At 35.5% G+C, this 22651-nt stretch carries 26 protein-coding genes; 2 read left to right on the top strand and 24 right to left on the bottom strand.

Annotated features, from left to right (window positions below; translation table 11 throughout):
• Positions 1 to 616: 616 nt before the first annotated feature.
• The 3 genes from DKK79_RS08195 to DKK79_RS08205 all read right to left on the bottom strand — a co-directional run bounded on the left by DKK79_RS08195 (position 617) and on the right by DKK79_RS08205 (position 2510).
• Positions 617 to 802 carry a hypothetical protein gene (locus tag DKK79_RS08195; protein WP_110423646.1) on the bottom strand — a complete coding sequence of 62 codons (186 nt, stop codon included), beginning with the start codon at positions 800 to 802 and terminating at the stop codon, positions 617 to 619.
• A 68-nt stretch (positions 803 to 870) separates the two neighbouring features.
• On the bottom strand, positions 871 to 1644 hold the full coding sequence (locus DKK79_RS08200; RefSeq protein ID WP_110423647.1) for a KilA-N domain-containing protein: 774 nt from the start codon (positions 1642 to 1644) through the stop codon (positions 871 to 873).
• Positions 1645 to 1724: 80 nt separating this feature from the next.
• Positions 1725 to 2510 carry an HNH endonuclease signature motif containing protein gene (locus tag DKK79_RS08205; RefSeq protein WP_110423648.1) on the bottom strand — a complete coding sequence of 262 codons (786 nt, stop codon included), beginning with the start codon at positions 2508 to 2510 and terminating at the stop codon, positions 1725 to 1727.
• Positions 2511 to 2599: 89 nt separating this feature from the next.
• Here DKK79_RS08205 and DKK79_RS08210 point away from each other — a divergent pair, with 89 nt between their 5' ends.
• The gene (locus tag DKK79_RS08210; protein ID WP_110423649.1) at positions 2600 to 2983 is read left to right on the top strand and encodes a helix-turn-helix domain-containing protein; all 384 of its coding nucleotides are present in this window, start codon (positions 2600 to 2602) and stop codon (positions 2981 to 2983) included.
• Positions 2984 to 3049: 66 nt separating this feature from the next.
• Here the strand turns inward: DKK79_RS08210 and DKK79_RS08215 are convergent, their stop codons facing one another.
• Positions 3050 to 3493, bottom strand: coding sequence for a hypothetical protein (locus DKK79_RS08215; RefSeq protein WP_110423650.1), 444 nt, complete (start codon positions 3491 to 3493; stop codon positions 3050 to 3052).
• Positions 3494 to 3919: 426 nt separating this feature from the next.
• Positions 3920 to 4732, bottom strand: coding sequence for a BRO family protein (locus tag DKK79_RS08220; protein ID WP_181415275.1), 813 nt, complete (start codon positions 4730 to 4732; stop codon positions 3920 to 3922).
• Between the two features lie 340 nt (positions 4733 to 5072).
• Here DKK79_RS08220 and DKK79_RS08225 point away from each other — a divergent pair, with 340 nt between their 5' ends.
• Positions 5073 to 6032, top strand: coding sequence for a hypothetical protein (locus tag DKK79_RS08225; protein ID WP_110423652.1), 960 nt, complete (start codon positions 5073 to 5075; stop codon positions 6030 to 6032).
• 52 nt (positions 6033 to 6084) lie between these two features.
• On the opposite strand, the gene DKK79_RS08230 is transcribed toward DKK79_RS08225, so the two are convergent.
• From DKK79_RS08230 to DKK79_RS08320, 19 genes are all read right to left on the bottom strand, one after another.
• Entirely contained in the window at positions 6085 to 6708 is a 624-nt protein-coding gene (locus tag DKK79_RS08230; RefSeq protein WP_110423653.1) for a type VI secretion system-associated protein TagO, read from the bottom strand.
• 168 nt (positions 6709 to 6876) lie between these two features.
• Positions 6877 to 7419 (bottom strand): hypothetical protein, encoded by a 543-nt coding sequence (locus tag DKK79_RS08235; protein WP_110423654.1) that lies wholly within the window; start codon positions 7417 to 7419, stop codon positions 6877 to 6879.
• 36 nt (positions 7420 to 7455) lie between these two features.
• Complete coding sequence (locus DKK79_RS08240) at positions 7456 to 10713, bottom strand: tape measure protein (protein ID WP_110423655.1); 3258 nt, start codon at positions 10711 to 10713, stop codon at positions 7456 to 7458.
• 89 nt (positions 10714 to 10802) lie between these two features.
• Positions 10803 to 11315: a Rha family transcriptional regulator gene (locus tag DKK79_RS08245; protein ID WP_110423656.1), complete on the bottom strand. Its 513-nt coding sequence runs from the start codon at positions 11313 to 11315 to the stop codon at positions 10803 to 10805.
• Between the two features lie 159 nt (positions 11316 to 11474).
• A complete protein-coding gene (locus DKK79_RS08250; RefSeq protein WP_110423657.1) occupies positions 11475 to 12056 on the bottom strand; it encodes a DUF6246 family protein in 582 nt (193 codons plus the stop codon).
• A gap of 1 nt (position 12057) precedes the next feature.
• The gene (locus DKK79_RS08255; protein ID WP_110423658.1) at positions 12058 to 12546 is read right to left on the bottom strand and encodes a phage tail tube protein; all 489 of its coding nucleotides are present in this window, start codon (positions 12544 to 12546) and stop codon (positions 12058 to 12060) included.
• 11 nt (positions 12547 to 12557) lie between these two features.
• On the bottom strand, positions 12558 to 12941 hold the full coding sequence (locus DKK79_RS08260; protein ID WP_110423659.1) for a phage tail termination protein: 384 nt from the start codon (positions 12939 to 12941) through the stop codon (positions 12558 to 12560).
• Positions 12938 to 13339 (bottom strand): hypothetical protein, encoded by a 402-nt coding sequence (locus tag DKK79_RS08265; RefSeq protein ID WP_110423660.1) that lies wholly within the window; start codon positions 13337 to 13339, stop codon positions 12938 to 12940. The genes DKK79_RS08260 and DKK79_RS08265 overlap by 4 nt, the downstream gene beginning before the upstream one ends.
• Before the next feature lies 1 nt (position 13340).
• On the bottom strand, positions 13341 to 13688 hold the full coding sequence (locus tag DKK79_RS08270) for a hypothetical protein (protein WP_110423661.1): 348 nt from the start codon (positions 13686 to 13688) through the stop codon (positions 13341 to 13343).
• Entirely contained in the window at positions 13688 to 14059 is a 372-nt protein-coding gene (locus DKK79_RS08275; RefSeq protein ID WP_110423662.1) for a DUF7370 family protein, read from the bottom strand. Before DKK79_RS08275 ends, DKK79_RS08270 begins: the two co-directional genes overlap by 1 nt.
• A gap of 3 nt (positions 14060 to 14062) precedes the next feature.
• Positions 14063 to 14407 carry a hypothetical protein gene (locus DKK79_RS08280; protein WP_181415276.1) on the bottom strand — a complete coding sequence of 115 codons (345 nt, stop codon included), beginning with the start codon at positions 14405 to 14407 and terminating at the stop codon, positions 14063 to 14065.
• Between the two features lie 3 nt (positions 14408 to 14410).
• Entirely contained in the window at positions 14411 to 15481 is a 1071-nt protein-coding gene (locus tag DKK79_RS08285; protein ID WP_110423664.1) for a major capsid protein, read from the bottom strand.
• Positions 15482 to 15490: 9 nt separating this feature from the next.
• Positions 15491 to 15919, bottom strand: a complete 429-nt coding sequence (locus tag DKK79_RS08290) for a hypothetical protein (protein WP_110423665.1) — start codon at positions 15917 to 15919, stop codon at positions 15491 to 15493.
• Entirely contained in the window at positions 15919 to 17088 is a 1170-nt protein-coding gene (locus DKK79_RS08295) for a DUF2213 domain-containing protein (protein WP_110423666.1), read from the bottom strand. The genes DKK79_RS08290 and DKK79_RS08295 overlap by 1 nt, the downstream gene beginning before the upstream one ends.
• A 75-nt stretch (positions 17089 to 17163) precedes the next feature.
• Positions 17164 to 17520, bottom strand: a complete 357-nt coding sequence (locus DKK79_RS08300) for a hypothetical protein (RefSeq protein ID WP_110423667.1) — start codon at positions 17518 to 17520, stop codon at positions 17164 to 17166.
• A 1-nt stretch (position 17521) separates the two neighbouring features.
• Positions 17522 to 19168, bottom strand: a complete 1647-nt coding sequence (locus DKK79_RS08305; RefSeq protein WP_110423668.1) for a phage minor head protein — start codon at positions 19166 to 19168, stop codon at positions 17522 to 17524.
• Positions 19110 to 20558, bottom strand: a complete 1449-nt coding sequence (locus DKK79_RS08310; RefSeq protein WP_110423669.1) for an anti-CBASS protein Acb1 family protein — start codon at positions 20556 to 20558, stop codon at positions 19110 to 19112. The genes DKK79_RS08305 and DKK79_RS08310 overlap by 59 nt, the downstream gene beginning before the upstream one ends.
• A 2-nt stretch (positions 20559 to 20560) precedes the next feature.
• Entirely contained in the window at positions 20561 to 22069 is a 1509-nt protein-coding gene (locus tag DKK79_RS08315) for a terminase (RefSeq protein WP_110423670.1), read from the bottom strand.
• Entirely contained in the window at positions 22070 to 22591 is a 522-nt protein-coding gene (locus DKK79_RS08320) for a terminase small subunit (RefSeq protein ID WP_110423671.1), read from the bottom strand.
• Positions 22592 to 22651: the final 60 nt, after the last annotated feature.

Below are 22651 nucleotides of genomic sequence, written 5' to 3' on the forward strand. Positions count from 1 at the left end.
TCTTCCCTGTACTCATTAGCGGTTTATCCCTGTATGCACAGGGAACACTCATACCAATCTCAATAATTTCTGTGTTTATTCGGTTTATCCCTGTATGCACAGGGAACACTGAGATTGGTAGGCAAACGTACTCTTGTAAACCGGTTTATCCCTGTATGCACAGGGAACACATAACACATTTTTCATCATATCCGCATTAATTCGGTTTATCCCTGTATACACAGGGAACACTCTTATTATAACCTATTGTTTATTAATTAAAATACTTGACTTTTCTAAACTACCTACACGGCAGTAAACATGTGATCCAGATTTGATTATTACGTTTAATATTTCTAAACTACCTACACGGCAGTGAACGATATTCATCGCTAATTTCTACTGAATTAGTTTTTCTAAACTACCTACACGGCAGTGAACTAAGCGGTACATTTGTAGCGGTTAACCCTGAGTTTCTAAACTACCTACACGGCAGTGAACTAGAACAAAACATACTATAAACATTGTTAGCCAAAAGGCAAAGGGCAATTTTGATTTTAAAACCCTTTTTTTATACCTATTTATAATTATTTGATTTTAAATGAATTATAAGAATCAGTAAAAAAAGGGTTGTCATTTAAACTCTTTCAGAATCCTCAACTAAGTGCAATGCATAGTTAACTAAATCTTGAATTACCCAAAATACATTAGATTTGTCCTCATCCTCATCTGTATTGCTCCCAAGAATATAAGCCAGAGACTTAGCTTGCCCCAAATTTTTAACTATCATTTCGTAGTTGTCACTATCAATCACAAATTTCATGCTGCTATCCTCGTTCTGTTCATTTCTACATCCTCAAATAGCCCCAGAAAGGGGCTTGTTGTAATTGGTTAAGCGATTTCTTTATTGATTAGATGATTTCTAATGACATCTATTGCTTTTTCGTTATATCTGAATGATTCAACCTGTTTATCAGAAGAACGTGACTTATCTAATACGAAAATTCCATATTCATCTGTTTTCAAGTTGAGCTTATTAGCTATACGACCAATTTTATTTGAAGATACGCCAAGCATCTCGCCAACCTCGCCTGCTGAAAATGTTTTGTTTTCAAGTTTAGGTAATGGGATAACATTTTTACCTGCGATTGGATTTATAGTATCGGCATAGATAGCCTGCTTTGACTGTTCGCTTAAATGCGGTAGATTGCTGAACATCTTATCTAACGCTCTGACTGACAATTCTATAGCTTTTGCTTGTCGATATTCTGGTAAGTAAGATTTAGAGGGTTCTAAGGTATTTTTTAATTCACCTTTTTTATAGTCCAAAAATACTTGATTAACCATTAATTGGAATTTTGGACTAATCCAACCAGCATAAGATACTGCTAGTAACTCATGGGCGAATGTACCAGAAGAAATACCACCTTTGATTACTTTGATTAAATTTTGACCTAAGCCCGTAGAAGGGCTTTGGCTGTTTTCTAATTCAGCAATTAACTCTTTTGTTGGTTGTGAAGCTAACCATTTACTTGGTCTTTTGTGATCACCCAATGCGCTAGCTTTATGTAGCGCATTAAGATTATATCGACCTTCTTTATCTACTGTGATTGAGATTCCAGCTATTACTGGACAATTTAAGTTGTTTGTGTTACTGTTACTCATAAGTTTAATCCTTATTTGAATGTGTTGGGTTGACTTGGTCTAGGGCTTTAACTGTTACAGCAGTTAGAGCCTTTAGTTTTTTAGATGCCTGCAATTTTCTTTTCCTCCTCGGTTAATGACTGCCTCACTCTGTTTACAAGCTCTTGGCTCATTGTTCTATCATTCATTACCGCTAATATCTCAAGCGCAGTTTTAAGGCTTACAGGTATTCTTGCTGATAACGTTACTTTATTTTCTTTCAATGTTTTCTCCTTGTTTGTTAAATAATTTTTTACTTCTTCAATACCTGAGAATCTTTTATAGGTAGTATTACAATCCTTCGATAAGTGTCTCTTATATTTATTTGCAGGTAATGGGATATCCTCCTCTCTCCAGCCCGACATAAATCTTTGATTCAAAGTAGTTGCATTTATACCAAAATGCTCTGACCATTCTTTTAGTGTTTTTATTTCACCTTTATATTCATAATAAACTGTGCCCACCTTCCTTTTGGGATTGAAATCAGGATTTTTGCTTGCCCATAATCTCCATCCAACACTTTTTCTACATCTTTCTGCACAATCTTTAGCGTTATCGGATGGAGAACCAACATATAGATGCTCTGGATTGCAACAAGAAGGATTATCACATTTATGCAATACCCAAAATTTTTCACTATTTTGCGGTATCGCTCCATTTGCTAATTCATAAGCAACTCTATGTGTAGCCCATGAATACCCTTCAAACCAAATTACACCATAACCATCATAATTTTTTGCCCCAGTCCATTCATGACATCCATTTTCGTTTTTTTGTAATTTAGCACTAATTTTTTTGTAAAAATCATTATGATTATTTATTAAAGATATGCTTTTCCTAATTTTCATGATTGATAATAAAATGTATTAAAGTGTCATGTAATGTATAGTATACTAATATTAACAATTAACCATGTCAATACATTTCAATACTATTTATGATAAATAATGATACTTTTTCTAAAAGATTAATTCAACGACGAGCACAATTAGGTTATTCGCAAGAGGAATTATCAAAACTCACGGGGATAGCCGCTGCTCAAATATCCAGATATGAAGCGGGAATAAATAAACCTAGAGCAAATATAATTTCAAAGATTGCTAACTGTTTGAGTGTCCCTTTTTCTTGGCTTGCTTATGGTGATACTTCAGAATTAATAGATATAAATAAGGATGATGATAACGTTAGTTTTTCTATTAGTCTGCCAAAAGAGCAATATGATTTACTTATACTAAATGCAAATGAAAATAACATGGATTTAATGACATATATTCATCAAATCATCGTACCAGAATATTTAGAACGTAAGAAAAAGCGTTAAAACAAATTAAAATCACACTTAATAAACCCTCATTAGAGGGTTGAATTTATTTTAATCAATAGATGATTATTTTATTCTTGTGCAAATAGTAACCTCTTTATTTCTAATATCTATTACATTAGTTTTATTTGAATTTTTTTTAAAATCTGAAGCAATCACAAATTGATATTTATCATTATTGATTTTTTCTAATTTTTGTGTGCCGCTAAATGTATGATCTTTTTCTAAAAATTCATGTGTGGGGTTATTGTATATTTTATCTATATCATATAATTCTAATTCCCCATTGTCCAAAACTGTATATAATTTGTCATCAACTATTTTAAGTGTACGTATATACTCAGCCCTATCTATAGCTTCTCCATAGCTTTCTTCTCGTCCACTATCCATTCTTTCAAAGGACTCCCAATTACATCGCCAGTCACCAACAAGATACTCTTTTGTCACCTTATCGTCACCGCAACCATACAACGCAAAGCAAGCCAAACCTAGTAATACAATTCTTTTCATACCATCTCCTTTTTTTGGGTAATGGTATGTTATTTAAGAGGTTTGGGCAATAAAAAACCACCCGTAGGTGGTTTGTGTGAATTTTTGGCTACCTATGCGGCAGTGAACATATTAAAAGAAGAAGATGGGCTAGGTACAGATTTCTAAACTACCTACACGGCAGTGAACATGGGCAAAATTTAATTTTTGCAAAACAGTTCTTTCTAAACTACCTATGCGGCAGTAAACGGTGATGCTGCTGATGAGTATCGAGATGACTTTTTCTAAACTGCCTATGCGGCAGTAAACTAGAACATTATACACAATAAACTTTGTTCAGAAAAAGAATAATAACCAATTTGTAGCCAAAAACCCTTTTTTCACACCCATTTATAATTATTTGATTTTAAATGAATTATATTTGTCGGTAAAAAAAGGGTTAATTACCTAATGATGTCTAATTACAGCTAAAACCCTATTCCATTTGTCTATTATATTTTTTGCTTTAATATGCGCTGTTTCTCGCTCAATGATTAATTTTGCACTACGTAAATTTCGTTTGTACTCGATTGCCATTGAGTGAAACGCACTGACAAAACTAGAATCTAATGCTCGTAATGCAGGTTCTACTAATTCTATTTGAGAACGCATTCTATCTGCTACTTTATAAAGCCAAGCTAAGTCATACCAATCATCATCAGACAATCCACTGCGAGCGTGCACACCACCTAACCATTGAATAGCCTCATCAAATTTAGACGCAGGTAAATCTTGGTAACGTGGTATCCTAAATTGCTGATGAAACTTTGAATAAACAGCCTGATGTCTTTCACCTGTTCGATAAACTCGCTCGTTTACCGCCTGCTGGATTTGCTGTTGTTGTTCGGCATTAATTGTTAATGAGTAACTGCCAGTCTTGCGGATTGTTGGTAATAACTCTTCCATAACCCACTCTTCAAATAATACAGCTTTTTCCTGTTTACTTTTTATAATCAATCTAAATAAATTTGGCTCATTAATATAAACCATTTCTTGAGATTTTCTAGCTTTTGATGTGGTGTCACGTTTCGTTACGTCACATAATGTAGGGGTGTACCGTTTTGTTACACCCTTTGATTTACAATGATCAGCTATTGCTTTTCTGGGATTCTTATATTCAAGAATAGAACAAACATCATTAGCTAAAAACCATATTTGATTATTAATTTCAGTAGTGCGAACAGGGGAATTTTTAAAGTTAAAAATTGATAAGTTTGACATTTCTACATCCTCGTTGATTTTATAATTATCCCATTTTGAGTGGGCGATCAGGAGCTCAAAACTGCAACGAGACAGCGGACGTATTTCCCTTACGGGTATTGTATTAGTCGCACTCCCGACCATAAAATCTGGACATAAAAATACCGCTGATCTGTCGGGTGCGGTTTCCGCTCGCTGTGTGGTGTTTTGAGCACCTTTTTAGAATATATATTAAATCATTATATCAAGTCAACAAGTAAATCAGGGCAAAATGATTAATAATACATTTTAGTTATAGCTATGAAAATTTAAATTAAGTTAAAATAAATTAACTAAATTAGATTATTAAATGGATGAAATTATGGAAAACGATTTAATCATATCTTTAAAAGGTTTTGGTGATGAAAATACCGCTAACCTGATAGGTAATTTTACCTCCACTGTCATAAAGGAGTTAGAAAAAGAATATAAATTGAATATTTCAAAACTCAAGAAAATATTAATAACTTATGATTTTGAAACAGCTCTAGATGAAATTGCCAAGGAGTACGGTTATGAATCATCTTCATATACTAATAATGAGCATGTAACAGCAATAGCACAGTTGCAGCCAAAATTAGATAACACAGGATTATATTCTGAATTTACTTTAGTCTTAAATATAACTTTTTTCTATGAGTTATTTAACAAAGACGGATCAATTTCATTTGATAATATAAGTAACATTATACATATGATGCATCATGAGTTAATTCATGTGCATGAAAAAAACGAATGCAAATTTGATGCTGGAAAATTAGTAGATGAATATGATAATTCTATATTAATGACATCAATTAAATCATGGTCTGAATTTCTGGCAAATCATATGTCCTCTAAAACTGCAACTCCTGAATTAATCAAAAAAGATTTATATAATCTTGAAACAGCATTAATAGAAGTTCCAAAAGAAATTGAATTTTTTGTAAAAAAATATAAAACCGGTATTTTATCACTGGATGATATGCATTTTAATGTTACTCAAAGAATTAAATTAATTACTAGCCTATATGGTTACGCTTTTGGTTATATTAGTGCGATAGAAATATCACCTGAGTTATATTCATCGTCACTTTTAGATTTACTTAAAACTACAAAATTATCATCACTTCTAAAGGATCTTGGTAAATGCTTTTTAGAATTAACAAATTTATTTAATCAAGGCGAACTTTCTGACTATAATATGTTTGAAAACGCAAATAAAACCGTACTTAGCATATATGAATTATTTGGGTTAAGTCTTGAAAGGCAAGATAAAGGACTTTACGTTCATGTTGATTAATAATAAATTAAACAACCCTCATTAGAGGGTTTAAATTAATAATAATTGTTTTTTACCAACCACAAACAGATCTTAATGGCTTTATAGCCTCATCAAGTCCTGACAAGTCGAACGTGGCATCTACTGGTTTTTCATTATAAGGAATAACGCGAATGAAAAATTTATTTTTATCTAATAATTCTTTAATAAATTTTATTGATGCCTCTCCTTCACCCAATAAACTATCATAAAAAATAGCTTGATGATCAGTAGACGTACCCCAATAGATATCTGAGACCGCTTTTTCGGAATCAAGTCTGGTTACAGGTTTGATAGATTTATCACCTAAAAAGATGCCATAATTAACAAAAATTGATGTCGCATTTTCTCTACATCTTATAGTTAGATTCGGTTTAAATTTTTTATATTTAACATCAATATAATCATTTGCATCCAAATTTAAATATATCGATACACTGTCATCTACTGGTGATTTATCTTTGAAAATTGCCCAATTACCTATTCCTTCAGTTGGTATAATAATAGTTTCAACGTTAGATAAAGCATCGTAACAATTTAATCGTTCATCTTTATTAGCTATAGATTTACAAGAATCAATTTTAAATTGTATATGATTTTCATCCATTGCATTAGAACAAAACGAAAAAAACAACAAGCTAAAAATAATTTGTTTCATACCATCTCCTTTTTTTGGGTAATGGTATGTTATTTAAGAGGTTTGGGCAATAAAAAACCCACACTAGGTGGGTGTTCTTGCATTTCTCACGTACAAGATTTAAAATTTTACGCTCTCACGTACATAAGGATTTAACAATGAATAAACAAAAAGAACAACAACCATCACCTAAGCCTGTGCCAAGATTTGTAGGTAATGAACAAGAAAAGAAAAAATAATTGATGTAATTGGAGTGATAACAGACAAAATTATCACTCTATCTAACCACCGCGCGATACGATCATCTTCTTCAATTAAAATATTAATAATATCTTCTGTTGTAGATAACTTATATCGACGTAATATAGATAACTTATTATAATCTTCTAATTTTTTGTAATACTCGCTGTATAAATCTAAGGGTGAATTGCCTAATATTGGTTTTTTTTGGGGTTTTAAACAAAAGACAGCTAGCAATACAAGACAAATAGTCCAACCAGTACAAAAAATTAATAATAACAAAGTAAAAAAATCGACTTTATCTGATTGGGTTATCAATAAAAATGATGCTCCAACTCCTACAATTAAAAGGCTAAGAAGTTTGTAACTATTTTCCTTATTAATAGATATTGATTGTTCTATAGAGTCAACACATTTAGCGCTCTCTAATTCAAGATATTCAAGCATTTTATCGTCAACATCTAAAAAATAATCATCTTCAATTTGTTTCATTTTAATACCTTATATTTTTTATATATTATATCACTTTTACAATTTAGACTGAACATTTGTTGAATTAGACATCGCGTTCCAGACGTCACCAGAATGATTGCTTATACTTTCTGATATTTTTTGTTCAGCTTGTTTTACAGCCATCCTGATAATTCTGTTTTCTACATCGATAGACGGTTGACTTACTTCAACATTACTTGCGTAGTTTTCGACAACAAAGCTCCATTGTATATTTGCATTGCCAGAAGTGATTTGACGATTGCTTAACACTTGCCCATTCTCGCCGGGTATTAAATATTGTCGTCCGCCCTGCATGAAAATCTCTGGTTTGCCATCTTCACCGACACGATAGGCGTTATTGGCATCAACAGGTCCGCCATTTTTACGTGCACCTGCTATTGAAAATGCTTTCATTGTTCCTAACGCGGTCATATACGATTCCGCGCCAATGGTCGCTGCAGCCCCTTGCGTTGCTATTGATGCTAACATTGCTGCGGGCTGATATGCAATTGCTAATGCCTCAGCTTCTGTGATGTGCGCTGCTGTTGCTGCCGCAGATGCTGATTGCTCGACAATTGCATTTTTGACGTACTGCATACCCATTTGAACGAGTGAGCCGATTGCTTCATTCAATATCACATTAGCAAAATTTTGCATTGCTTGTGTTGCTGTCATAGTGCCAGACATCAGACCTGATATCGTGCTTGTAGCGCTACTTGCTAGTCCCTCTAATGAAGAAGCTAAAAACTCGTTAGCATCGCTTTGATTTCGCCAGATTTCCCACTGCGCATTAATTCTGTTTTGCTCATATTGCCTATTTGCGGCTTCACGGAGTGCAATAGCGTTTTGCTCAGTAATCCATTTTTGTTTTTCGAATTCTTGAATCAATGCTAATTTTCGGGCATTTTCATTTTGCAGGGCTTGTACGGGATCAACTTGAGCTACTGCATCATCAATTTTAGATACTGTCGCGTCAGATTTTATTTTAGCTAAATTGATTTGATGCTGCTTTTCTAACTGTTCGAGTTTTGAATAATAATCTGAATATTTGGTGGGATTTTTCTGGAACCAATCATCTAAGGCTGTTTTAGCATTGTTGTAACTATCCTCCTCAAATTGTAATGGGTTTTTAAGTTGATCAATGGTTTTATAACCATCCATTAGATCGAAAAGCTCTTTTAATTTTTCGCGCTCTTTCCCGATTATTTTAGTGTTTGTTTCATGTTCTAGTCTAAATATTTGAGCGTCAGCGCTACTATTTCCGTAAGATTGCTGTAAAAGCTGAAGTTCATCTTTTAATTTTTTAGTTTCTTCTGCGTAAGATTTTGTTGAGCTTCGCCCTTTTTTATTGCTTGCGCTCAATTGTTCATTTTTATCAAAAAGATCTCCGTATGCTTTAAGTAAAGGCTCTAATGTTTTTCTTACTTCGTCTGACATGTCAGCCCATTCAGCTGTTCCGTTAATTAGCCCCAATAAAGCAACTTTATACTTATCTGATTCATCTCCTAATTCACTTAAAGCGCTTTCATAAATATAAGCAGCTTTTTTAGCTCCGCTAAGCTTCATTTCTGAAATTTCAAGCTCAGTTGAAAGAGACTTTATTTTTTCATCAATTTTAGATTGGGTTGTTTTATTTAAACTGTCTGATAAGTTGTTTGTGCTTTTTGCAACTTTATCGGTTGAGTCAGCAGCCTCATGGTTTTTTACGATAACTTCGTCCAAGAGATCAACTGCTTTATTGAAGCCTTCCTGCATTACGGCTAATATTTTTTCTAAAGATTTTTTTCTTTCCTCTAATGAAGCATTGTCACCATATACATCCTTCCCCTCTTTTTTATTGATTTTCAATTTATTATTGATATTTTCAATATCTTCTATTTGTTTTTCTATTGCCTTATTCTGTTCAAAAATTTGTTTCTTTAAATCTATAGCAAACGCTTCTCTTTGTGCTTTAGATAAACCCTTGTATTTTTCTGCTAAAGCTGCCACTTCATCAGTTAACTCTAAAGCCTTTTGTTTCGCTGCTGCTGCTTTACTCGACCATGTTACTAGCGCACCAGCCGTAAGTAATAGTAGACCCGCAGGGCCACCTAACAAAGCCATGGCACTTTTTAAACCATTTGCTGCAAGAGTAGATAGCTTTGTTGCAGATGCTAGTTTTGCTTGCGCTGCTGCTTCTTTATCTATCAACAAAGTTCGCTGTTTATCGATATTACTAAGTTGTTTTTCTATTGCTGCTAATTGAATCTTTGATGTTGTGACAGATTTTAAAGCAACTAATTCATTGCGTCGAGCTGTTAATTTTTTGCCTTCAACCTCAAGCGATCTAAGCTCTTCTTTTGCTAGATTTCGTTCAGATGTTGCTAGTTTGATATTTTCAATCACTTTCTCAGCACTCTGTTTAGTAGCGTTTGCTAATGACGTGATATATTTACCTGCATAAATCGCCGCTAGTGCGCCAACACCTGTTACCAAAACATCTACATGCTCGGACATCAGAATCAGCGAATCAACGAGTAATTTGGTTGCGCCAGTGGAGTTGTTCATCTCTCCTAAATATTTTTTGAGATTGTTGGTTACACGATTAATCCCATCCTGAACCGTGTTACGCATGTTATCGGCTAGTGCGGCGGTTTCTTCTTGAGCAGCAATCATCGCATCTGTAAATTGCGACATTGATAATTTGCCGTCTGTTGCTAATTGTCTGACTTCTGTTTCAGTTTTCTTTAGCTGCTTACCCAATGTTTTTAATATGCTCGGCATTGCATTAAAAACACTCATCGCTTCAACGCCTGCTAATTTACCTTTCATTTGAGCTTTAGTTAATGCGTTTATTGCTGATTCTGCACCCACCGAACTTGTTTTATTGATTGTTAATAGGTTAGAAAGGGTGTCAATATAAGACAAGGTGCTTTGAGTGCTGTAGCCTAATTCTCCCATTGAGTTTGAAAGGCGAATGTACAACTCTGACGACTCCTCAATCGTTCTACCATTTCGGTCGGAGGTAGCTAATAACTGGTCTAGGATATCTTTAGTTTGCGATGCTGTAGCACCAGTGTTTTGAATACGGTCTTCTAGCTCGTTCCAACTTTGAGCATATGCAATTACTGTACTAGATACAAGTGCCGCTGATACTGCTTTAGCAATAGTTGTGAGTTTACTCATTGCGGCACTGGTTTTTTCAAATCCCGCTTGTGCCCGTTTATTAAAATCTGAAACTTCTTTATCGGCAGTTAATAAAGCACCTGTTTTAGCTTCAATTGTGTAGAAAATACTACCTGCTTCAAATGACATAATAACCTCATTGAATTTTAGATATAAAAAAACCGCCAGATGGCGGTTATTCTGTTAACTGCGTCTTCATAATGAAGATGAAGGCTTTATTAATTGAAAGCCAGACAAGGTTGCATAGCTTTTTCAACTTCATTAATAGCATCAATAAGTAAATCTCGTTTCTTTTTATAGCTACCCAAAATGCTACCCGCTAAACTTGCATCTGATTTTTCCAAATCCAACTGAGTTGTTAATTTTGAATATATTTGAGCTAAATCCCATGATTTATTATTCAAATACTCTTTGGTTTTAAAAAAGGCTTCAACAAGAACGCACTTAAATTCAACAACTTTTTCTGTATTTCTCATTAAAGTCATTAAAAAGGTTGCTTGTTGCTCATTTAATAATGCAATTCTTTTTAACTGAACGCCTCCGTTGGTCTCAAAGGGTCGCATTTCAAATTGCACCCTGCCGAATCTATTAAAGTGATGTATATGTGTTCTGATTAATTGGATAATTGCTCTGTGATTTCCATTTGTGCCATCTGCTATATGTAAAGTAGTTGTCAAAGGTTTTTCATTTTCAATTATCACTATTTCTTCTGATTTTATTAAATTTTGCATTTTTACCTCATGCCATTCAAAAATAAACAGCCACTTAGGCATAAAATTTTGTAGTAGCTGAAATGGGTGTAAAAAAACCGCCAGAAGGCGGTTCATAATGGATTTATGGTTAATCAATGTGTATAAAGGAAACTATTAATATCTTTGGAATACCGTGATTTAACAGCTTAATCCGACAACTGAGTCTGCATATGACATAGCAGAATCATAATCATCTTGACTAACAATGTCGTTTTTAGGTGATGGAAATTTAGCTTCCATAGCCTCTTGAAATGCTGTCATTGACATATTCCACGCATCACTTTCTCTCATTCCTAAATGTGCCACAGCTAAATAAACAAATTTTTTGGCATGGAACTCATTGCTATAGTCCGTATCATCATTATTTTTCTTAGGAGGAATTTCGCCGATTAATCCATGCTTTAATAAATGCTGAGCAAGTACAAGCTTATCTTCAACAGGTATTAGTGGCTCAATATTAATTAGTTTATCTTCACCTTTAATATAACCAGTAATAACAGAGCAATCCGTCTCACAACAAGCCTCAAGTGTTTTATCTACATATTGCATAACCTGATTGAGATTAAAGTTATTTATCTCACCGAAGATTGTAGAAAAAATTTTAACTATCTTTTCTGGATCACCTAGTTTTGTCATGTTAAGAAATGAGGGAGTAAATAAGTAATCAACTTCGTTAACATGAATTGCAAATTGACCCACATCTGTTATTACTGGTTTCATATTAAGATTTTCTCGTGTTTACTGGTGTAATGACTGTTCTTGTAATGTCACCTGCACTTGTGCCTTCGATTGACCACGTACAAACATCATCGTACGGGTATTCTTCCGTTAACGATGACAGAAGATAACAACCTTCAAGTACTCTGTTAATAATTGGATTGACAATTTTAATCCAGGCGTAAGGTTGTCCGTCAGTGTCCTGTGAAGGAGTTTCAACATGATCCAACAAAGCACCTTGATTTTGAATGTCATCACCTCGTGATATACCATCAAACGATACTGTTTTTTCTTTAGTTGTTACCAAAGATTCAGTTGTATTATCTGGTGACGTATCGCCAGTTATATCAATTGTGTTCCAGTTAACACCTCTCGTTTTTCCTCTAATCATCCCAAGCCGTTTATAATCAGCTTCGGCTGGTTTTGTATCTGGGTTTCCGATTACATAATAAACAGCAATCTTACGACCTGTACCTGCATTACTTTTAGCCATTTTTACCTCTTTTATCTTGATATAATTAATTGAGCAGTAAATTCAAAAACAAACCGCCCCTCTTCTGTGTTTGATTGTGTTATTCCACTGATCGGAGTCATTGAAATAACGTTGTTTATTTGAAAATCATCAAGCATTGATTGTCTGATTTCATCCGCTCTATCATTAACAGCGACAATATTTGAATCGTTAATTGCTGAAATGATTACAAACCTAAAAAAATCCCTAGTTAAAGCCTCATTTGCGTCACCACCTCCAGCAGGAATAATGACAATATACTTAGCAGTCTTAGTGTTTTTGACTTCGACCCACTTCAGAAATTGCAATGTATATCCATCTAACAAATCATGAGAAATTAGCCACTCCTTAATTGATTTATATGTATCTGAAATCATATCTTGTAGCCATCCCTTATTACCTGTTTAATCGCTTCTTTCCCGTCACGTTCAAAGCCTTTATTGATAAAATCAGGCTCTGCATGTGGGTCCCAATAATTACCTTGAGATTTTTTCCCAGTCCGTTTTTTCCCTTTTGATGTGCCTTTTGCATTATTTACATAAGCAGCATAATTCGCTGTGTAGCCAACTCTACCCTTCCAACCTTTAGGTATTGGTATGAGTTCTCTATACTGTGAATTAATTAGATTAGACATATCCATAGGTGTGATTGGAGATACAAACGTCATGCCAGTAATCATTACTTGTTGTATGATTCTGGCGCTTCTGATGTTAGCTATTTCATTTAGTTTGTTCCGAATGTTTTTATTAACTTCTGAAACACCTTTTACCGCCATACTAAACTCCCGTCATGAGCGCATAATCATCGGCTAGTCGTTCGAATGTATCCGCATAGCGTGTGATATGTTTGATTTCAGAAGCGCCGGCTTTGATTGGGTCTAACTCTGATGATTCACTAATGAGAATGTAATCACCTTGATTAGCGTTCGCATACTCAGTCCAAAAAGTATTTTTAGCAACAAAACCCCTTCCCACTCCTGCTGATTCTGCGATAGCCGAATCTAACCCATAATTGCAATCGATATATTCTGGTGGGTGAAATGTTTTAGTACCATATTCATTTTCACCATCGACACGCCAAATTGTAGCTTTAGCTGTATAAGTCCAACGGGCAACACTACTCATTACGTTCCCCTTACTACTGCAAAAAATCCAGTTCTCTTACCGCTCAATGGCAAATCAGATAAACAGTTATTTTTATCCCAAGCACGAATTTGAGTTAACAAGTAATCAGTACCACTACTATCGTAGTTGAATGATCGACTAGCGCCACTTGGTGCGCTTTGAGATGCTATTTTCCTAGCTCCTGATAATGACGCTAATCGAGCAACCGAATATAACGCCAGAAGTTTCGCCGTGACTTCGCCGTACTGCAGTAAACAAGGTTCATGCTTGCTCACTTGCTGTATTAATAGCTCTAACATCGAGTCAGGAATAGAAAAACCCAGCTCGTCTATAAACGATTTAATTTCACTTTTATTGATTAGCTGGGCCATAGATTACTCCTCTGTGCCGCTTGATTTGGCTTCAAACTCTTCTTTGAGTCGTTTAGCAAAATTAGGGACAGTTTCTTTGGATTGTTGAGATGTTAATTCATGCTGTTTCGCAAATTCAGCAAGATCTTTGCCACTCATGTTCGCTAAATTAACTTCTTCGCCGTTTACTATAACGATGAGAGGGACTTTTGGTGGAGTATTAGGCTTTGTTCCCTGCTCTAAAACAATAACCCGACCAACAAAAGCAGGAGGTATCTCTTTAGCTGTGAATTCATGACCAACAGGAAGTTCTGCAATCTCACCATCTATGCGGCCATAACAGCCGCATTTCGTTACTCTTAATTTCATCAATTACCCCTTAGCGTTAAATACTTTACTCTTACCATTAAAATCTCTCTTAATTTGTAAGCCGAATGCTGACCAAATAAGAGTTTGGTAATTATCGTGTGGATTAATACGTTGTTTCATAAACGAACCGATTGGAGCGGCAATACGAGTTTTAATATATTGAGAGTTGCGAACGTAACCGATAAAGTGATTGCCTTTTAACTCAAATGTTTTCGTAAATGAGCCGATATGAGTTGCATACTTAAGAATATAATCTTTTACTGTTCCTTCCTTAAACCCATTTGAATTTGAATAAGGTACATTTAAACGTCTGTCAATTTCTGGTGAAATGAAGATTTTTAATTGTTCAGATACAAGATTATCATCTAGTGGTTTCACAAAATCCTTCGTAAAGAATTTAATGATGTCATCATTACTAGTAGCATCTGATGTTAAATCGATATTAAAACCTGATGCACTCAAATCAATTTGATTAGTGTTCTCATGGTTTGTAATACCTCTGGCTTGATAGTTTTGGACTTTGATTTTATCATCACCATTTAAGATGTATTGCGCCATGTCTCGACGAATGGCGGATGTTGTTGCCTCTTGGTCGTCTGCCATTGCGTCAATATTTTCAGTTTGCAAACCTAACCACTCTCGCCATTCACGAGAATAACCAGTTGAGAAAATTGGAATGGGATCGCCATAATGGTCGTATACGACTTTATCCAGTGTTTCTGGCTCTTGCCCTGACATTGAGCGATTAACATGACCTGCATCGCTCGATACGCGATATAACGCAACCGTTTTACCGATTGAGATAGGCGAGCCTAGCGATAATAAATCATCTAATAAAGGCGCGCCTTCATCATCACGAATAACACGAGTAGTAATATTATCGACCTCACGCCAATACTCTTCTGTTATGACTGCTGCTTGGTTAGCCTTTATTGCACTGCCATGCATTGCACTTAATTGGTTTTGACCGTTATTAAAAATCTGACGGTTAGCATTTAGTTGTTGCCATGCGATTGCCACTTGTGTGCTATTTGTAATTAATTTTTTATTAAAAATAATCTTTTCGTTCTTCATTATTGCTCCTTAAGCTTTACGAACTCGAACTTGTTCAGCGGTTGCGCCTACTGTGTAATTTTCAAAAGCATAGAAAATAACAGCGTCACCACCACTTGCTTTTTTAAGTGTTCCATCACCATTTGATGTTAATTTGTCACCAACAGTTAATGCCTCACCTGCTTTTACTAAAACATGGTAGGTAACATCATCTTCACAAATAAACGCAATTCCTGAAGTGTCAGCCGGTACATCATGGCGGATGTCATGACCACCTAAGTAATCGTTTGTGATGATTAACGCTTGTGTTTGCTCACCTGCTGACGAATGTTTCATTAATTTATTGTCAACTACAGCAACCAAAGAACAAGGAGTAATGGCTTCACCTGTTAAAAGGTCAATTGTTTGTGGGTCATTTTTACGTGCTGGACCACCAATCACGGTTTTAAATCTAATCATTACTCTGGAGCCTCCATGTTTAATAATGAATTGTTACTGTTATTAGCAAAGCCACCGTTAATAGGCGCAGTAGAAACACATTGAGCATAAAGTGCATCTAGTGGTTCACCAGATAATGCATTTACAGCAGTTTGAGACATGTTAAATTTAGTCTTAACAGCGTCACGTTTAACCGATAATTCTTTTTCAGTGCTTGTGTTTATTGCGGTTTTCAATGCGGCAACGTCTGCTAGCAATGATTTAGCCCAGTCAGGTGCTTGAGCATTAGTTGCATTTTTCTGCTCTTCATCTGCCTTTTTCTTCTTTTCTTCATCATCAGCAGCTTTCTTTTCATCAATTGCCTTTTTAGCTGTTTGCTCGTTATAAGCAGCAAGGAGTTGTTCATCTGATAAACCATCAGTTTTCACGCCTGCTGCATTCAGTGCTAGTAAGATTTTTTCTTTCATTGGGTCGTATTCCTCTTTTTTATTAAATTGAAATGTTTTAAAAACATCTTTAATTGTTTGTTTAATGACATTGGTTAGCGGTTCTTCCGTGCAATCAGCAAGACTCACAGTTTCAAGTGGTGTTTTTTCTCCATTTGAATTAACGAAAATACCTACACCATCCTCTGGTGTTGCTGCACCTTGTTTGTCGGTCAGGATTGCAACATGGTCAAACTTCATATTTCTTGCTATTGATGAATACCGTTTGCCTTTAGATGTGCCTGATTGGTGATCTGCTTGATAAGTCAACCCTGTTGATACATGAATAGGTGTAGTGTTTTTTCCACTCATCATGTCATCAAGCCGATTAACTAGCATCCGTCCTTTTTCTGTGCTTTCTGCAAACTTTCTGTCGATATAGGCGTCCATTAGGACCTTATCGCCTACTTTGCGGACATTGCGTCCCCATGCACCTATGTAATAGTTATTAATGGCTTGTGGATTTAGTGCTGAAACATTTTCATTATTTATACGGGGGTGATCCAATGGCATTAAATTGTCATTCAATGTCATGTACGATTTGTTGATTTCATCTGACGGATAGAAAATTCCATTCATGACAATATCATCGACAATAGGGACCACATCATTGATAACAATGTGTTCTTTACCGTCGATGATTTGTGTAGATATTTTGGATTTACTATTGACGACAGATAAAACATTTACACTCTTGAGTGTCATGCTTTACCTCATGTGGATTTTAGATATAAAAAAACCGCCAGAGGGCGGTTCGTTGGTTTATCATGTTTTTACTTCTTAATATTTTTTAACAACATTATTTCGCTTACGAAATAATATATTACTAATACCTTCCAATTCGAGCTTTTCAATATCGCTACTAGCAAGACTTATAAGTTCATCCAACTGTTCTTCGGCATCATCTGGAAGCGGATAAGTATTAATAAGTCGTTTACCTTGATTGATTAATTTATTTTTCTCTTTACCAAACAGGTTTTCTTCAACGGCTATATAAAAAAATGCAGCAACTCTTGCCCCCATATGATAATCAGCCTCATTTTTTAGTAATTCCTTAAGCCTTTCAACGGGATTTTCAGAAGAAGGGAGTAAAGCGAGTTTTTCAGCTTGTTTTATTAATTCTTGCTCTTTGCTCATATTATTTTGCCTTATCGATTAAGTTAAAAAACTCAAATAATGGTGGATATAATCGTTTTTTGGCTTCAAGCTTATCTTCAATAAATAATGAAAATGATTCAGCTATAAATTCGTCAATTTCTTTTTGGCTATATTTGCTTAAGACAAATGCCCACCCATCATACCACCCCTCTCTAGCTATTTCTTCAAGTTGGATGCCATATTTTTTGTGTAAAACATGCCCCATCTCATGCGCATAAACACCTCTAGGTGTTGGTACGGCATGCCAAGGTAAATATTCCATTTGATTTATAATATTTTTTAATGTTTTATGATTAGCATATTCCGCAACATTAAGGCTTAACGCTTTGTAATTAGCCGTTCTGCTTATTATATCATCATTTAAAATATCTTTACGACTTAGGCTTCTTGGGGTAATAAGTAATGAATTAACTTCAGGTGCGAAGGCAGCTATCATTTTCTCATCTTGCTGATAAGTATAAACATCTGCAGTTAACGAACCAATATACCTAAATTTAGGTAAGTTAAACCTTTTTTGAAGTTCAGAAACCAATTTAATACATTGAGTCAACTCATCAAAGTCTACATTAGATGGTATTTTACATATTTGTGTGAGTTTACCTGAAGCCCATTTATTTATCTCCTCAACAGAAGCAAAATCAGGATTGATAACACCTTTATCATTTTGACTTTTCCATTCATTAACGTCATTTTGAAGACGCTCAATATATGCCTTGTTATAAGGCTCCCCTTTATCATTGAGAAGGACAGCTACTTGCGCACAATAGCAATTAAATCGATTACCATTTTCGTCATACCACTCCTGGACCTGCTCAACAGTATAAACTTTACCGTGCCTATCAACATGAGTAGCTCTGGAATTGGGTTTTAACGCAGATAGATGAAGCAAGCCTGTTTTTAATCCTAGCTCCTCCTGAACTCGTTTAGTTTCATCGCATGTAGCTTGACGTAATGCGCCTACTTGTTCGGTTTGAGCAATAGCCTTAGCTTTACTATATGAGACATCAATTCGTTTACTGATAATATCGGCGGTTTCTCTTGGGTTAATCCCTCTTGCTACAACGTTACTTAGAACGTTGCCTAAATCTCCCTTTAAATCATCAGCAACGCTTTTCCAGTCATTAAATGTTGCTGTATAGGCAAGTCCAATCCTGCGAATATATGCATCACTAAATAATAGTGATTCCAATGAGGTAGCTTGTGTATAAACTGGTGATTGAGCCGATAAATTATGAAATGTCCGGTTAATACCGGTTTTATACATGTCAACAACAAACTTACCAGCCCAAAACTTCTCAATCCCTCCATCAACCAAACTTTCATCAACAATCTCTTGAATACGAGTTAGTACTCTGGCTAACTGATTTCCATCAATTAAATAACGATAATCAGCATTAACCACATATAACGTATCTTTTATAAATACCGCTGACTTTGTAGGCTCTTGAACAAAACCAGTTAAGCTTTGCTGAACATATTCAATGGTTGCTTGTTTTATTGTTTTGTAGCGTCTTTTAATCTCGCTACGCATTTGGAGGATTTGTTTGTTTGATAAGGTGGGATTGGTTTTACTTCTCGGTAATATTGGATTCTTTGGTATCGGTTGTATCAGTTTCGGTTTCTTCAATATCGATATCCTCTAAATCAGGGTCAGGCTCATAGCCTCCTGCCTCTCGTATTTCATTTGGCGTAAATACAGGAATACCCATAGATTGCTGTGCTTTAACGTTGACATCAGACATTTTCAGCATGATTTCTATTCGTTCCGCTTGACTAGGGGCTAATAAATCTGACCATTTAAGGGTGAGTGTGTCATTATGTAGAGGCTCAATAACTCTTAATTGAATTAGTTTATTAACAAGGTCTTTAATCAAAGGTGTTAGAAAATTATTGCGCCTGGAAATACCACGCTTGGCGTAATCTTCCTTATCCTCGTCAGAAGCTAATCGACCAGTTTGTTGACCAAAAATAATAGTAAATGGCATTCTGACTGACGCAGCAAAGCTGTTTGCTGAAACTGTCCACCCAGAACTTGGGTCTGCTGGTGCAACTGATAATATGTTTGCTGTAGCACCTGATGTGATTAATGCGCTATCGGTACCTGAATTTAGCAAGGAGATTTGTTTATTTAACGCATCCGCTGGTTGTTCAAAACCACGCCTACGTAATTCTCTCTCAAGTTCTTCCATGTCAGTGTCGGCATCATAATTAACATGAACCTGTCGGCTAGCATTTTTGAGGAACCCTTCAGCGCCACCACCTGAATATTTCATCATGTCCAATAAATCGTTATAGCCAACCTCTAATTGAGATTCTCCATCGTCAATTGAATTAATTACTGATGTTTCATTTAGTATAAATACTCTGTCGGGATGGATTTTGCGTGATATTTGAGGTTTACCAGATTGATTATTGATTGACGACTCGTCAAACTGGTACATCGTAACTTGACCATAATTTGCGTCAGTCTCGTCTTGATTCCATTCGTATGGTTTTAATTGACATTCCCATGCAGGAATTAACTTAACAATAGCATCTTGAGGTGATAATAGGTTTATAACTTCGGTATCAACAGGCTTATCCCATGTTTGACCGTCTCGTAACTGAATAATTAATGCAGAATAACGACCAACAATACCTCGTTTGTCAGCCTCAACTATTGATAGCCACAATTTATCATTAAATAGATCCGTTACAATTTTTTCCCACTTTGTTAGTTTTGAGTCTTGCTCTCGAATATCACCGTCAATGAACTTAGGGTAATCTAACCAACAAATATCTGTTAACCTATCCACAAATCCACGAGCGCCACCTGTTCTTTTATATACATTATAAAAATCACTAAATGTTAGATGTTCAGGATAACCAAATTCACGGTCGATAAATGCTCGCTTTGTATTATTAACTAACCCTGATGATGCATATGCTAATCTTTGTCTACTAATGTCTTGACTGCTGTTAATAGCAAATTGAACAGACGCCATTAGCTGCTCATCTGTAAATGTTGAATAATTCATTATTACCTCATAAATAACCCTGCGGTTCGTTTTCGTCTATTACGGTTAGCGACAGCAAAATAACGGAATGCGTCAGCGGCGTGTGATGTATGGTCATGTAGCGGCTTATCTCGCCAACAACCATTTTTATCGTCCCACGCTTTACGATACGCTTCTAAACTAGCAATACCTTGCGCACATCTGTCTGAATCAAATGCACATATTGGTAATAACTCACGAACTGATTCGATACCATCATCAACGCTGTTTTTGGGAACGACTTTAAAGTTAATGCTGTATTTTTCTCCATCAATTTCATAACCTTCTTTAGCAATTTGTTTTCGGCTTTTACCATCACCTGACAACTCACGGTTATCAATATCATGAGGCGCCCAATGCTCTGCATACTGATAGCCAAACTCTTCCGCTTTGCTCTTAAGCACCTTCATGTAATGTCTTAGTCCTTCGCCACTATTTTCATAGTAATCAATGATATGAAATTCATCACCAATCTTACGCACAAACCAAATAGCTGTTGAGTCACCCACACCTAAATCCCAGTATGTATAAACATCCAAATGACTATTATCGGGTAATGTTGTGATGCGATTTTGACTATATAATTGTCTGAATTGGCTTGCGTAATAAGCGCCCTCAATTGATTGTTCAAATGCCTCACTTGGTATTGATGGATATTCACGCTTCATATCATCACCCAGTGTTTTCTCTTTAGCGTGATACCAAGCTTTTTGCTCTTCTGTTAAATTAATGTTGTGTTTTGATTTAAGTTTGTCGAAATAATCAACTAACCTTTGCGGCAGTTTTTCAACAGGCTTGATTGCATATAAAGGATTTTTCCACCACGAAAAGAAAAAGAATTTCCAGTCAAGCGCAGATAAAGACTTGCTTAAAATGAACGCCTTTTCCGCAGTGTTACAGTAATCATAGAAATAACCGGCTTTACCCTCTGCCGTACTTTCAATAGTAATGAAGCAATTTGTTGCTACAGCCTCAAATGCCCCTGTAACAATCTCTCTTGCTTTATCGGGAAATTTAGCGCAGATTTTACCGAACTCAGAAACATGTAAATATTTTAATGTACCACCACGAAATGAAGTGTTTACATAAACAGAGCCGCCATTATTAAAAACCAATTCACGCGCGGCATCATTTTTAGCAGGGTTGGCTTGTTTGATTATTTCGGGTAGATTGTCGTAAGCATATTTAACCTTTTCTCTAAATAGCCTTTTAGCATCTTCGAGATTGTGAGCAATTAACGCGCATTTATCAGATTGAAATAATGCGGCGTCTAACTGAATAATACATACTTCGGTAGTAAAACCCAGTTGGCGAGCTTTTAAAATGATATTCCTTGTATGCATGCCCTCGAAGTACTCAAGCTGCTCAGGTGTCATTTTAAATTTAATTTTCTTACCTGTTTTATCTGTTATGTAATACAGATGGTTTAATCGCCAGAATCTATCTTTGAGGTTCTTTTTTAATTCATCAAAGTATTGTTTCGATTCTGCCATTTAATTTGCCTCGTCGGATATCTCCTTCATTAGTGACGCCATTTCATCAGCCATATTAATTGTAGTTTCTGTTTTCTCTTTAAATGCCTGAATGCTCACATGTTTACCAAGCAATTCAAGATTCTTTGTTTTATCTGGCCACTTAATTTTTTTCATAATCGCTTCAGTGTCTCCGCTTCCAATAATGGCAATATCCAATCCTGATAATGTAATCCGCCATGTTCTCGGCCATTCTTTTATAGGGAGGAAGTCGCCTGATGGAGTGAGAATATCCGCTATATCCATCTGGTCTATTTCAACTAATCGCTTTAGCACATAGTCAGCATCGATTTTGTTACGTTCATTGCGCTGTTTTTTGAGTTCCTGGATATAGCCTTGAACCTTAACATTTGCGAACAATCTGGCGCCTTGTTCACTTGCTGTGTTTTTGCTGTATCCAGCCCTTATTGCTGCTTGTGTCGCATTGAGATCTATTAAATACTCACGACAAAACAGCTCCTGTTTGTCTGTGAGCTTTGTCATATTTATGCCTTTGTTAATTTAGTGTGAAAAAGTGATAAATGGATTAAATAGAATACTAGT

The organism is Gilliamella apicola, from assembly GCF_003202915.1.
GTDB classification, from domain to species: Bacteria; Pseudomonadota; Gammaproteobacteria; order Enterobacterales; family Orbaceae; genus Gilliamella; species Gilliamella apicola_Q.